We start from the raw sequence: 13,565 nt of genomic DNA, 5'->3' as shown, positions 1-13,565 counted from the left end.
ATTAAGTTCTCTTTTTAGCGGTGTCTTGAATAGCAGCTCGAATTCGTGTGTAGGTACCACAACGGCAAATATTTCCAGCCATGGCAGAGTTAATCTCTTCATCACTTGGTGATGGGTTTTGGGTCAATAGCGCGGCAGCAGTCATAAGCTGGCCAGACTGACAATAGCCACATTGTGGAACGTTATTGTCGCTCCATGCTTGCTTCAATTCAGCAAATTGCAGCCCCTCGATGGTAGTTACTTTCTTGCCTTTGGCTTGCGAAACCGTCGTTAAACATGCTCGCGTCGGCGTTCCGTCCAAGTGGATTGTGCAAGCTCCACACAATCCAGCACCGCAACCATATTTAGTGCCTGTTAATCCAAGCAAATCTCTGATTGCCCACAAAAGTGGCATCTCTGGTGCAACATCTAGTGCGTAACTTTCGTCGTTGATGGTTAAGGTTAACTTCTTATCTGACATTACCCGCTCCTTGATAATCCCGCTAGTAATTGCGTATCGGTGGCGAAATCGCTTCTTTTCGTTAACTGGTTATGACTTGGAAATCTGACTATCGCAGAGCTAGTTTTACGGAAGTACTTATGTAAATTGATACTCTCACTAAAAACTGAAAATAAGCCCTAACTGATATTTTCCACAATCATTTGTTGCCATTTTTCTATATCAGCTCTACGATCTATATCTACGGCGACACCCTCGATCTCAACAATTGATAAAGCATCAAGATTAGATTTCTTTTTCAATAAGTGCTTTGCGCCCGTATCGCCTGTGAGAGATGCGAGATCAGTAAAATCTGAGGAGTTAAATACTGCAGGTACGCCAAAACTATTTTGATATTGGGCGCAGCAAGTTTGCCCATATGACTGCCACACAGTAATTAATTTTTGATAATCATCCAAAGTTACGCCTATGTGATCAGCCAAGGCAATTAGCAAACCATCTACCTTAAGGGCCTCGGCTTCGATAACTGCTTCTTTAATAGAGCTTGCAATACCACTTTGCCAGTTAGTGTTAAATCGTCGGTTCACATCGGAAGACAACAAATTAGCCAGCTTCTCTTGATGTGCTCCCAGAACTACCAATAACTCTACTTTTAGCCCGGTTGATGTTTTTGTGTTTAGGCTGGTTAGTTTATCAAGCGTTTGCAACAGCAGAGGCTGACTCTTAATCTTCCCATTTGAGTCAATCACATCTACTGTTGCTTGTAATTTTATACCATTAAATCTACGACTTTCTCCGGCAGCAAGCAATGCTACCAGTATCCGTTTTGAAGGTTGTCTAGCTGTCTCCCGGATAAATTTATTCACGTTGCGACCTTGTCTAGGGGTAACAATCTAGCTTGATGCAATACTCCGTGACATTGAGCCAGGATGCTCAAAGCAATGGACTCAGGTAGCTCACCACCTAATGCTAAACCTGCCGGTGCGGAAAAGACACCATAGAAATCACTTACTTTTATCCCCGCTCTATCAAGAACTTTATCACGTCTATGTGGAGGGCCGAGCAGCGCAACATAGTGTAGCTTCGTTAGGCTTACGGCTTGTAACGCCTTCGCATCCAAGTCCAAGTTGTGGTGCATCACAATCGCCGCATCAAACTGACTCAGCAGCGATGTAGTCAGCTCTGAATAGGGTTTCTTTAGAATATTTGCACCAGGGAAATCGTAATGACGTGCAAAACTTGCGCGTTCATCAATCACCGTAATGTGCCAGCCTAGTTCTTGAGCAATTTTGACTACTGGCTGAGCATCTAACCCCCCACCAAAAACAGCAATATGAAAGCGGGGTAGGCAGGGAATAATTAATCTCGGATGCAGAGTATCTGTTTTTCCATTTTGTAGTGATAGGGTAGCTTTGGTAGTGCTATCAATCTGGTAGCCCATTGCTCCTGGGGCAATAACTCTCGCAACAAGATCTCTTGAATTGGTATTTTGAATAGGTAACTCCAGTTCGTAGAAAGCGGAGTTTCCCGAGTTCAAATATTCTAAAAGGCAATGCAACTGAAGATATTGGTTCCTATGCGTGAGGGGAAATAAAATTAGTTCTACAATGCCACCACAGCCTAATTGATAGCTAGTATCCGACTCATCACTGGCATCGTAAATCACTTTAATCGAAGTATCATACTGAATAGCGCGTTGAGCGTATCGTTTTAAATCGGCCTCTAAGCAACCACCACTGACTAGACCAATACTCTTACCTAGTGGGTGAAACAACATCATCGCTCCCGCCTTACGATAAGCTGAGCCCTGAACTTTGGTGATTACGGCAAGTACCCAATCATCCTCAGGCGATGCCTGCCATTCACTTAATAGGGCTTCAATATGGTGTGACATAACTCTGTGCTCGAATACATGAAAAATGACCTACAAACCTATTTAGAACCCAGTAAACTGTAAAACACCACAATTTAGCGATACTCCAAGAATGTGAATAAAATGCAAGGTCGTTCCCAGAAAATGCGGCAGCTGTACTGTTAAGCGCGATAGTCGGAAATTGATGTGTGCTTTCTTTTAATAATGGGCTGCTTCTATAAGGGTAGAATCTGAGGCGAGGCAGTGGAGTTTTGTCCTAAATGCCCTCTATTCGATAATTTTCTATTTTGGCAGCTTCTGAAATAGTGGTGCCAGCTCACTAGCTTGTTCCGAGTCGAATCAGTAACTTACTTCCTAGTGATACTTTGGGTAAGGAAAGGCTTAGTGCGTAGAGGTTTCTATAATTGATCTTTGGTAGAAGAGTAAAACAAGGCAAAAGGGTTATGGATGTAGAATGGAAAATTACATATTAAGCTGCTAGTGCTGGGAAACCATTGGTTACGTCAATATTTATAAGGTTAACTAAACGTTAGTATTGCAATGCCAGGAAAAATTCGAGATTCATATGAATTATATCGATAGCCGGTCTTGTTTAAGCGATAAGTAGTGTTTGATTCAAAGATTGTAACAGATAAGGTTAGAATGCGGTGAATTTTAAGTCCATTTAGTTGTGTTTTGTGGTGTGCCATATAAAGATAAATTGATAAGGGTGATTATGAATGCCAAGTCGATTCTCAATTTTCTCATCGCAGGTATAATATTATTTGGTGTTTCAATTCTTACTGAAAATAGTGGTATTTTAAAGTATAGAGTATTAAAGGTGTTGGATTGTCTATTTCACCGTATCGTGAAGTTTTTTGGTTTGGATTATGTAGTTGATGGGGAGTAATTGTGAAATGTATACAGAGTTAATTTGTTAAGTCTTGCCTTGTTTTATCGTTCATTTTCTACAGTGCGGTAATTCTGGTACAGAACTATAAAATAGATTATTTGGACATTTTGATTATTGATGGAAAGGTTATCGATGGTTCAGGTAATCCATGGATACAGCAAGACATTGGAGTGGTCGATGACAAGATATTCTTTGTAGGGAATGCTGATAGTCTTAGGAGTAAGACTAAATTAACCATTAATGCTGAAGGATTATATGTTACTCCTGGGTTTATTGGCAGACATAGCCATGCAGATTTCAATGACCCGCAGGGTGAAAAAATGTTACCCCAGATCTTTCAGGGCGTTACCTCGGTAATTGTTGGTGTAGATGGATTCGGAAAAAATGATGTTCTAGAGTAATATCAAATCGCTATGGTTCCCTGAGAATTAGTTTTCTAGAAAAACACATTGCTACTCGCCTATAAATAAATGGTTGGTTAAGGCTGACCCCGAGGGTGAGCCTTGATTGTATTAATTCGGATGTTGATTGGCAGGGTGTTTTCCATATTAGTGGTAATTGGAAAGTCAGGTTTGAATTGGTACATGTAAGTATTTATAGTCTTAAATTATAGTTTGGGCTTTTGCCATATAGTCAGGATTGGCTAATTTAGAAATCCAATCTCAGGTAAGTCAGTCTCCTTGTATGAGAAGTTATTCACCAATATTTATTAGCTATAGCTCCATACGAACAGAGATTTCTCTCAACATAGGCGATAGCTTTGAGCTTTCGCAAAGTCCACTACCTAGCCTTGCAAAGCCTACATCGTCACCTATGTCTCCACTATAGTGTCTGTTTCATCTACTAAGCTCTATACCCCTTTAAAAGAGCATGGTTTTTCATACTTCATTTCGACGGCTTTTTGCTCGCGATATTGGCCGAGTAATGAGATACCTATTCCGGACATAATAATGATACCCCCAATGATTTGAGCGAAGTTGGGAACCTCTTGCAGGATAAGAAAGGCGAAGAAAGTACCGGCTACGGGGGTAATGGCTGTCGCGATTGAGATATCAGCAGAGCTCGCCCCTCCTTGGAGTCCTTTAAACCAGGTGATCTGCCCAAAGACAATAATGATTGCTCCGTATACAAGCATCCACACCCAGAGGAAAGGAGAGAAAAGATCGTCAAAGTGATGGGGGCCAAATACAGAGAGGACAATGACCGAAAAGAGTATCGCTCCCGCAAGCATGCGGAAAGTTGAAAAGACGCCAATAGGGACGCGATCAAGCAGTTTCCGGCTCGCCTGAACGGCAATGACTCCTAAGAGTGTTGCTACAGCGGTTAAAATTTCTCCAGCTTTGGGAAGGTCTTGAAGAAATTGGTTCATGGCTGGATTTCCAAGGTTCAGCATTTTCATACTCATTGGATCTTCCATCGGGGATTGGTGTAGGACAAAAATTGCAATAACACCAACCGTTACCACAAGGGCTCCCACTATTGCGAACCCAGTAGGCCTTTCCCTGAACATCAGATAAGCGAACAAAAGCCCCAAGGGAGCATCTAGAGTTGCAATTAAAACGACATTGGTCACTTCTGTGAGCATCAGAGCAATAAAGAAGAAGGCCGGGGCAAGAACTCCAGACATCAAAATAAGCACGAACATGTAAAACCAGTCTTTGAATGGATATTGCTTTAAGATGCTGAGACGCCAATCTTTCCTATAGATTATTAAAAGAGTGATACCTGCCAAGAGATTTCCAGCGAACAAAAGGTTGCAAAAAGAGATTGGGTTGTTTCCATTAATGGGGTGGCTGGCACCTAACTCCCCGATTTTTGCAACGACTGAGTTGGAGGCAGCAAAAATAAGAATCGAAATCCACAGCCAAAATCTGGTACTTTTTACGGCGTGTTGATTTTCCATCTAGTATCCCTTGAGCGCCATGGTGGGCTGTAATGAGTTTACCTCACCCAAAGCAAAGTACGCCTTTACTATCTGGCCGTTGAGGAGAGGTGATTCTGATCTGGATTAGTTTAGACCAAATCCAATAGTTGTCTGGAAAAGAGAATTTTATTGTATATAAGGATATTGGGGTTTTTATCTAGAATGGGGATGTTGTTAGGTATTATCTTTGTTTTAGCAACTTACTGGATAGGGTGTGTCTGTGCAGTTCATCCAGAGTATATGGAAGTAAGATCTTTACCTACTTTACTAACATTGAAGTTCTATAAGTTCACCATATGGTGAGCTAGATTTCGCATTTTCTGCTCTATTGGCATGTTACTATTAGGTATAAATATAGTGATGATACCTCAGCGCAATGTATCTTTTCGTAGGCAGCCATTCCATTTTTACTTGATCCTGTGAATGCCTAGTTCACTTGCGATTAGATTGTCTAAACTGAATTTTCCAGGACCTGTAATTATTAGCCATATGAATAAAATAATATATAAAACTTGAGGTAAATAGAGAAACCAGCTCATCCAATCTAATGGTCCAATATCTTTAGGGATGACACTTTCTATTTCAACGGTAATAATGGCAACAATCATCACAATAGACAGGACGACGGCGACAAGTGTTGACAGTAGGCCTACCATTAAAAGTAACCCTCCGAAGAACTCCACAGAAGCTAAAAAAAATGCCATAAACTCATGAAATGGAACTCCTATTTCATTCATTAAGTTAATAAGATCTGCATGCCTCTCAGGGATAAATAGCTTATTGTATCCTGATACCGAAAAAAACAATCCCAGTGATACTCGCGTAATTAAAATAGGCAACCACTCCCATCCGGGATTGCCGACAAGTATTTTATTAATTAGAGGAGAGGATTTTGTGAACATCTTTACGCTCCAGTAGGGTGTTTTTTGCGCCTGATATTGGATGGTCTCTATTTTTCATATAGTTACATATTGTTTATATTCCTGAGTTGTATATAAGCAGGATGTAAATGAATAGCTGAATCAGTCATTGTTACTGTACTTTTGTAAATTCTGGAGGGGGTTGAGGATTCACCGATAACAGCTGGTATAGTAGACATCCTCTTATTAACAAGCAAAGATAATGAAAGCGATGCTTTGCATGACAGTAACTCATTCATTCCTCATCCCAAATGAACCATTTGGGTTTGTGCTCATGCCGGAATACCATGCGCTAGCGAGATATTTAAAACAAAAGCTACGATATCCAGATAACTAAAACATATTAGCTTACTTACACGCCAAGGCAAGCGAATTGATACGTGACCATAGTAATTACGCCAAATAGATAGTCCTCGACAATTTGGTTAGCTAACTAACCGTATTTGGTAGGAGCGTAAGATGACTTTCTAGATATTTTATAGCGACATATGACGTTAATACTACCCAAAATTTGTATTTATACCAACTCATTAAGTGCTTTTTCATTCTATTCGTAGTGGCATCTATACCATAAGAGCTTAAGTCCACAGTAATGAGGTATGTGTGTCTTTTGATAGGATATACCTAGAAGATTTTCTTGTTCGGAACAGAGGCTATCAACCTGTAAAAAGTTATAATCTGCAAGCCCGGCTATAGAGTCTTGTATTCATTTGTTATCAAGCTTTTCTGAAGTAGGGTATCATCATGTTGTTAAAGGTGAGTTGGGGTGGAAAGGAATCTGTACATGAGGAAAGCTAGCGGTTTTTCTGGAGTTCTTGACAAGAAGGCAGTTCAACTTGGCTGGATTTTTCATTTGTCAGATGTACATGGCTTCTCTGTCGTCTCACAGTTACGATAACAAAAAAGCTGTAGTTATCACGGCGTTGGCAAACAAGGATTGAGGTAGTATTTAGTTTGGAAGATAGAATTATTGGATCTCTCGTAGGGTTAGCTTGCGGAGATGCTGTAGGTACTACGCTGGAGTTTGAGGTACGAGGTACGTTCGAGCCAATTAAAGATATGGTTGGAGGCGGCCCTTTTAGGCTACAACGTGGAGAATGGACAGATGACACATCTATGGCTCTTTGCCTTGCTCATAGCCTCTTAAGCAAACTCGACTTTGATCCAGAAGACCAAATGAATCGCTACTGTAATTGGTATCAATACGGGTATATGAGTAGTAACGGACGATGTTTTGATATCGGAATTACAGTATCCAAGTCCTTAGAGCAATACCTTCAAACTAGAGACCCATTTTCTGGAAGTATAGATATACGGTCATCTGGGAATGGATCGCTAATGAGGCTGGCACCAATACCTATTTTCTTCAGTAAGAGCGAAGAGCTTTGTATCAAATATGCTGGAGAAAGCTCAAGGACAACACATGGGTCTTATCTTTGCATAAGCTCTTGCCGGATGCTTTCATTGTTGATTTATCGAGCCTTTAGGGCGGGAAGTAAAGATGAAGTTTTTGATGGGTTAGATCCAACTGATTATTGCGAGGAACTTCGATCACTAACCAACAAGGATTTCTCCGCACTTGGCTATAAAGAGATAAATGGCAGTGGATATGTGATAGAGAGTTTGATTGCGGCTGCTTGGTGCTTTTATCATGGAAATAGTTTTCGCGAGTGTATCCTTTTGGCTGCAAATCTCGGTAATGATGCAGATACAACTGCGGCTATTTGCGGGCAGATGGCAGGTGCTTTTTATGGGTACTCCAACATTCCAGTTAATTGGCGAGAGGGGATTGTAATGTCAGCTGAGATAAGAAAGTTGGCGATTGACCTATATCATGCAGGTAGGACCATCTAACCAGGATATAAATCTCGTTTTTTGGCCACTTGTTTGGCTTTCAACGGGTCTGCGATATACTATACGTTATGCTAATGATGGTGGGGTGAGTACGGTAAATACACTTATATGTTGCTACCTAAAAGGGTAGTGGCGCTTCCTTAGAGTTTGGCCCTCTATTCGGCTTGATGCTTTGGATAATCGACTACCCGCTTTCATTCCGTGTAGCTCCTTCCTTCGTGGGGGATGTGAGAATTGAGGGTATAAATGCCTATCTTGACTTGATTGCCATTCGCTTTTAGGAAGAGAAACCTAGTTGTTTATCACTGAAACTCTGGATATGAGTATTCATTCTTTGAAGAATGCCTTGGGAGCTGGTTCTTGTGGACTGAATAAACTGGAGGTGCGGAGGTCGACAGTTTGGTGGCCTTTAGAATTATAGGGAACCGTGATATATAGTCGCTACTTGTGAGTGAACTGTTATATTTTAGAAGTAGATTAAGGAGTATTAATGTGGATGGAAATATCTATGAACAGCCCACATCTGAGCTTGAACGAAACCTAGTATTTTGTAGAGACTGCGGGTCCCAGATTTCAAGAACGGCACCCTCTTGCCCAAGTTGTGTGCGGCTCAGCAGGTAGGCGGGAAAGGAAAGGTGGCTGCAGGGTTGCTGGCTATATTCTTAGGTGGCTTTGGTATTCATCGATTCTATCTAGGGCAGTGGTGGGGATTGTTCTATCTTCTATTCTGCTGGACGGGAATTCCAGGACTAATCTCCTTTATCGAAGGAATTGTGTTCTTATGCACGTCTGACGAGAGGTGGTTAGATAAATATGGGCATAAAAATGGAGGTTCTGCATTAGTTTTAGTGCTTATACTCTTCTTTGTAGTAATACCTGTAATTGGAATCTTAGCTGCGGTTTCAATTCCTGCATATCAAGACTATGTTGAGCGCGTTCAGCTACAACAATTAGAATCTCGTTAGCTTTTAATAACTTAATGACGGTCTCTCTTAGTGAAGTCGTCATTAAGGCTCAATAGGGTTACATAAATAGATTTAGATCTTGGAATTCAAATGTTTTCACGACCTTAAATTCCTATAGGGTTCAACACTTTGGCTCACTCTGGGAGTGGCTCGGTAAAATACAGTTAAGAACAGTATTACATTAAGCATATGGCAGTAAATGTGAAGATCACAACTAGAGATGAACTTGTTGATTTTGTAAATCAAGGCAATAGGGTGAAGTATATCTTTTTCTGGGGGCACCAGGAAAAAGGAAGCCAAGTATCAAAGAGCTGTTTTAGTCAGTGGTATGAGTCAAAGTTCGTAGAAGATGGAAATAGATTTATCACTGCAGAGCATTACATGATGTACCATAAGGCGAAGTTATTTGGTGATGACAGTGCGTGCAAGAAAGTTCTCCTTGCGGGCACTCCTGGAGAGGCTAAGGCAATTGGTCGCGGGGTACTTGGGTTCCAGCAAGAAATATGGAATGAGAAACGATTTGAGATTGTAGTAAATGCTAATCTGGCCAAGTTCTCTCAAAATTCTGAGCTAAAGCAGTTTTTGCTTAATACAGAAGACAGAGTATTAGTTGAGGCTAGTCCAGTAGATAGAATATGGGGGATTGGTCTGGCCCAAGATAATTCTTCATCAGAAAACCCTAACGATTGGAAAGGCCTTAATCTTTTAGGGTTCGCACTTATGGAAGTGAGAGCCAGGCTAGCAGGCTCCTAAAAATGCTTGTGGGTATAGAATAGGCAAAAGTGGATGCCGAGCTGTCAGTACGAGGTAACTCCTCGCATCACACAAATGTATAGTGCCAAAATTAATTTAGTGCTCTAGTTTCTAATTCTTCGCTCAGAGCGGGATATCCAAGTCGTGAACCTCTAAAGCCAAATCACCATAAGAAGTTCACGATAACCAGCCCAAGTAGCTTTAGATCCGTGGCAACCACATTCCCATCGTAGCGGCAAAAATACCAATGGCCATAAACACGGTCAGCGGCACTAGTGTACTGACAAACGCAATCTGGGTACCCTGTGCGGCTCCACGCTTTTGACAGTGAAAATACCATTCCAGCATTGCCAGCGGGAGCAGGTATTGACCGAAGCCCAGTGCATACAGGAATGGCCCGGTAAAAGATTCCCAGTCGACCCCCCAGCCGCCGGTGAGCATTGCCCAACCCATCAAGGCCACGCGGAAGAACCACACCGCACTGGCAGCCATAAATAGGCGCAGGGCCCAACGACGGTGCGCAGCAAAGCGCCTGGCCATCGCGGTACGCACCGCCAGAAAGGCAAACACCAAAATTAGTATGCCGTCCATGGTGATACTGATCTGCGATACCAGATTACCAATAGTGTGCCGTGTCCAGGTCATGTAGAGCCCCGCAATACTCGCGATGACAGCGGTCAGCAGATAGCTGCGTCCCAGCCAGCGGTGGAAGTTAGGGGCATGGCGCCGCACCGAAGGGATCAGCTGAAGTGGACCACCGCCAATGACAATCGCGGCCAATAGCACGTGGCTCACCGAAGCCAGGTTGCCTAATATATCTCCCTCGCGGAAGCCTGCCGGTAGGTGCAGCCCTTTCAAACCATGCACTCCTGATTCGGCAATGGGTGGGTAGAAGACGGCCAGGATATAGGCGAAGAAGATCGCATGGCCGATAGCTGCGATGCAGAACCAGGTTTTTACCGACAGGTTAACTGCCCGCCGGGTGTCGAATGGTCGCGGTAGTGTTTGGCTGAGTGCAGCGTCGTTCATGGGGTTCTCCAGGCGATTATGGTCCGTATTGGGTCTGAATGTGCTTGCCGGACATGTTCTGCTTTTTCAGACCTACGCACATCGGCCGCAGGCAGGAATCGAACTCCCCCAAAAGGTGGAGAGTTTGCCGTATCCATCTCCCCCGAAAGTCCCATGACAGCTGGTTGCCCCTGGTTTAGCATGCGGAAATGAAATCTTCGTCCCTAAATACGCCTGCGCCGAATCCGCCCAATGCCAGCACGGAACTACCCAAACTCCCTATGTGGCGGCCCTTACGTGGGCCGTTTGAGCGATGGCCGCACCTGACCGACTTGTTTATTGTGTTGCTTATGTTCTTGCTGACGCTTCTGATGTGGTCGCGCAACGGCTCCCCCGAAGTGCTATCCATGCAGAGCCTGTGGGATGTTGTTGCTTTCCAGTGTGCATTCGTTGGCTCTTTCGCTCTGTTGTGGCGTCGCACCCACCCTTGGCAGGTACAGGCCGTTATTCTCGGCGCAACAATATTGCTGGAGCTGGGTTTGCCGGCAGATGGCATCGTGGCTATGGCGATTTCGCTGTATAGCCTCGGTCGTTACGAGGCCAATACCCGGGCTAGCTTTTTTGGCGTTATCACGACGCTGGTTTTTGTGGCGCTTGACCAGGGTATTCCGGTTCAGCCAACTGCGGCAGGCACAGTAACGGTGATGCTGGTATGGGCGCTGTGGTATATCGGCCGCCGGCTGCGCTTTCGCGGCGAATATCTGCGCTTGTTGGAAGAGAGGGCCAAGTATTTGGAGCGCGAGCGCAATGCCGAATCCGAGCGCGCAGTTGTAGCCGAGCGCACTCGAATCGCCCGTGAGATGCATGATGTGGTGGCGCACCAAGTGAGTCTTATGACTGTGCAGGCCGGTGCCGCCAGAGCTATCAGCCGCAATAACCCGCAAGCTGCCAATGAGGCTATGGCTTCTGTAGAGGCGGCTGGCCGTCAGGCCATGGCAGAAATGCGTCATTTACTCGGTGTACTGCGACCGACTAATAACGACACTGCGCTCACTCCGCAACCAGAACTCGGCGATTTGCCAGATCTGATTGAAAAGGTCCGACAGGTGTTAACCCAGGTTGACTACGAGGCCAACGGCGCACTGGAGAAAGTGCCAACCAGTGTCGCGCTCGCCGCCTATCGCATTGTTCAGGAATCCCTCACAAACGCCATCAAGCACGTCGGTGCCGCAGTGCGGGTGCAAGTGAGTGTGCGCGCAGACCACGGCACTCTCACAATTCGAGTGCGCGATGATGGAAATACTCACGGCGAGCGGCCCATGAGGGAAATAGCTATTGATGGGCAGCCAGGCGGTGGGCACGGCATCGCGGGAATGCGCGAGCGCGCGGAACTGCTCGGTGGCTATCTGTATGCGGGTGTAGTCGATGGTGGCGGTTTTGAGGTATATGCACAACTACCTACAGGAATGGTGAAAACATAATGTTGCGAGTGATGGTAGTGGACGACCAGGCTTTGGTGCGACGCGGTTTTGCCCTGATTCTGGATAACCAGCCCGATATCGAAGTGGTCGCCGAGGCCGGTACCGGTGTCGAGGCAATTGAAGCCGCGCGAGTGTACCAGCCGGATATCATCCTAATGGATATCCGTATGCCGGAGATGGACGGGCTGGAATCCACAGCGCGCATCCTGGAAGCTAGTGATGCAACTTGCCGTGTCATTATTTTGACTACGTTCGATCCTGATGAATACGTGTTTCGTGCGCTGCGGGCTGGCGCCAGTGGCTTTGTGCTCAAGGATATTCCCCCAGAGGCGCTGGTACAGGCAGTGCGCACCGTAGCAGAGGGCGGTGCCATGCTTGCACCGGGCATCACCCAACGCCTGATTAGCCAGTTCGCACAGAAATTGGGAACAGGTCGCAACCTGGCAAAACGCCTGGAGCGCCTGACCACCCGGGAGCGTGAAGTGTTGGAGGCCATAGCCGCAGGCAAGAGTAATGCAGAGATTGCCGAGACCCTGTTTATTGGCCCAGCTACCGTGAAAACCCACGTTTCCAGTTTGCTGTCAAAATTAGAACTGCGCGATCGTGCGCAGGCAGTCGTATTCGCTTACGAATGTGGCCTAGCCACCGTGGGGGAGCGCGATGTTGGCTTCTAGATCAAAGCCCGCTTTGCAACGCAATGCACTTTATCGCCTTGCCGCCTGTGGCACTGTGGTTCTGGGGCTGTTTCTCTTCCTTGGAGCCCAGGGCCACTTTGTTGCCATCTGGCCTTTGGTAACCAGCGATGGGACTGGTTTAGCCCGTCGTTTGATGTTGATGTTACCCGGTGTGATGCTCGCCGGCACGGCGGTGTTGAACCTCCTGCTTTGTAAACTACTTTGGCAAGAGCGTCGCTATGCCCTCAACGTTACTCTCGCGGGTAATTTACTTACTACGAGCTATTTGTTTTACCTAATGATACACGGGGTTCCCAATCACCCTATTGGTATATTTCTCGCATTGGAGATGTCTTTTGTATTATTGCTCCTAGTAACAAGAACTGGACTGGTATGGCCTGTGTCAGCAGAACCGTCGGTTGAGATGGACATTTAGCAGCACAAGCGCTCGGCGAGTTTCGCTAACATTCAACACCATAAACCTCAAGGTGTTTTAATCAAAAACAACTCCATCGGTTAAAGTGCTTTTGGTGGAGCATCACTTTTTAAGACCCATTTCAAGTAGACTTGAAGCGAACCCTTCCGATAACTTCATGGCTGTTTCGTCGCAGCTCATTTGATAGCTTTCCGAGAAAATTCTCCAGAAGCAACGTATGGCTTCTTTTCAGTTCCAGTTCTGCGACTGAGAGATTTGTTCTAATTTGTAGGTAAACTAGCTCTTTGGGGCGGAGTAGGTGGGCGCGGGATTAGATGATATGAAAGGGCCAGCGGATCAAGTGCTT

General features: G+C 44.9%; 13 protein-coding genes. 7 read left to right on the top strand and 6 right to left on the bottom strand.

The features are described 5' to 3' along the window. Nucleotide 1: 1 nt before the first annotated feature. The 3 genes from ACJJIQ_RS09975 to ACJJIQ_RS09965 form a co-directional block, all read right to left on the bottom strand. A complete protein-coding gene (locus ACJJIQ_RS09975) occupies nt 2–460 on the bottom strand; it encodes a (2Fe-2S)-binding protein (protein ID WP_444912884.1) in 459 nt (152 codons plus the stop codon). Nucleotides 461–618: 158 nt separating this feature from the next. Continuing rightward, a complete protein-coding gene (locus ACJJIQ_RS09970) occupies nt 619–1,305 on the bottom strand; it encodes a nucleotidyltransferase family protein (protein ID WP_413665547.1) in 687 nt (228 codons plus the stop codon). Then, nucleotides 1,302–2,333: an XdhC family protein gene (locus ACJJIQ_RS09965; RefSeq protein WP_445364505.1), complete on the bottom strand. Its 1,032-nt coding sequence runs from the start codon at nt 2,331–2,333 to the stop codon at nt 1,302–1,304. The genes ACJJIQ_RS09970 and ACJJIQ_RS09965 overlap by 4 nt, the downstream gene beginning before the upstream one ends. Before the next feature lie 978 nt (nt 2,334–3,311). Between ACJJIQ_RS09965 and ACJJIQ_RS09960 the strand changes: the two genes are divergently transcribed. After that, nucleotides 3,312–3,605 carry a hypothetical protein gene (locus tag ACJJIQ_RS09960; protein ID WP_444916984.1) on the top strand — a complete coding sequence of 98 codons (294 nt, stop codon included), beginning with the start codon at nt 3,312–3,314 and terminating at the stop codon, nt 3,603–3,605. Between the two features lie 449 nt (nt 3,606–4,054). On the opposite strand, the gene ACJJIQ_RS09955 is transcribed toward ACJJIQ_RS09960, so the two are convergent. Together ACJJIQ_RS09955 and ACJJIQ_RS09950 are read right to left on the bottom strand one after the other, a co-directional pair. Beyond that, nucleotides 4,055–5,107: a DMT family transporter gene (locus tag ACJJIQ_RS09955; RefSeq protein ID WP_444957485.1), complete on the bottom strand. Its 1,053-nt coding sequence runs from the start codon at nt 5,105–5,107 to the stop codon at nt 4,055–4,057. Between the two features lie 428 nt (nt 5,108–5,535). Next, nucleotides 5,536–6,030 (bottom strand): DoxX family protein, encoded by a 495-nt coding sequence (locus tag ACJJIQ_RS09950; protein ID WP_445364504.1) that lies wholly within the window; start codon nt 6,028–6,030, stop codon nt 5,536–5,538. A gap of 972 nt (nt 6,031–7,002) precedes the next feature. On the opposite strand from ACJJIQ_RS09950, the gene ACJJIQ_RS09945 reads away from it, so the two are divergent. The 3 genes from ACJJIQ_RS09945 (at nt 7,003) to ybiA (ending at nt 9,620) form a co-directional block, all read left to right on the top strand. Further along, nucleotides 7,003–7,902 (top strand): ADP-ribosylglycohydrolase family protein, encoded by a 900-nt coding sequence (locus tag ACJJIQ_RS09945; RefSeq protein ID WP_444905477.1) that lies wholly within the window; start codon nt 7,003–7,005, stop codon nt 7,900–7,902. 635 nt (nt 7,903–8,537) lie between these two features. After that, nucleotides 8,538–8,867: a TM2 domain-containing protein gene (locus ACJJIQ_RS09940; RefSeq protein ID WP_445364503.1), complete on the top strand. Its 330-nt coding sequence runs from the start codon at nt 8,538–8,540 to the stop codon at nt 8,865–8,867. A 201-nt stretch (nt 8,868–9,068) separates the two neighbouring features. Continuing rightward, nucleotides 9,069–9,620, top strand: a complete 552-nt coding sequence (gene ybiA, locus ACJJIQ_RS09935) for a riboflavin biosynthesis intermediates N-glycosidase (protein WP_445364502.1) — start codon at nt 9,069–9,071, stop codon at nt 9,618–9,620. A gap of 201 nt (nt 9,621–9,821) precedes the next feature. On the opposite strand, the gene ACJJIQ_RS09930 is transcribed toward ybiA, so the two are convergent. Next, entirely contained in the window at nt 9,822–10,649 is an 828-nt protein-coding gene (locus ACJJIQ_RS09930) for a DUF2306 domain-containing protein (RefSeq protein ID WP_445364501.1), read from the bottom strand. 188 nt (nt 10,650–10,837) lie between these two features. On the opposite strand from ACJJIQ_RS09930, the gene ACJJIQ_RS09925 reads away from it, so the two are divergent. From ACJJIQ_RS09925 to ACJJIQ_RS09915, 3 genes are read left to right on the top strand one after another with little or no spacing between them, the layout of a single operon-like run. After that, on the top strand, nt 10,838–12,109 hold the full coding sequence (locus tag ACJJIQ_RS09925) for a sensor histidine kinase (protein WP_445364500.1): 1,272 nt from the start codon (nt 10,838–10,840) through the stop codon (nt 12,107–12,109). Further along, nucleotides 12,109–12,783, top strand: a complete 675-nt coding sequence (locus tag ACJJIQ_RS09920) for a response regulator (RefSeq protein WP_444933020.1) — start codon at nt 12,109–12,111, stop codon at nt 12,781–12,783. Before ACJJIQ_RS09925 ends, ACJJIQ_RS09920 begins: the two co-directional genes overlap by 1 nt. Further along, nucleotides 12,770–13,219, top strand: a complete 450-nt coding sequence (locus ACJJIQ_RS09915) for a hypothetical protein (RefSeq protein WP_445364499.1) — start codon at nt 12,770–12,772, stop codon at nt 13,217–13,219. Before ACJJIQ_RS09920 ends, ACJJIQ_RS09915 begins: the two co-directional genes overlap by 14 nt. Nucleotides 13,220–13,565: the final 346 nt, after the last annotated feature.

Source organism: Microbulbifer maximicatervae (SeqCode), from assembly GCF_052468295.1.
This window is presented reverse-complemented; position numbering and strand designations above follow the sequence as displayed.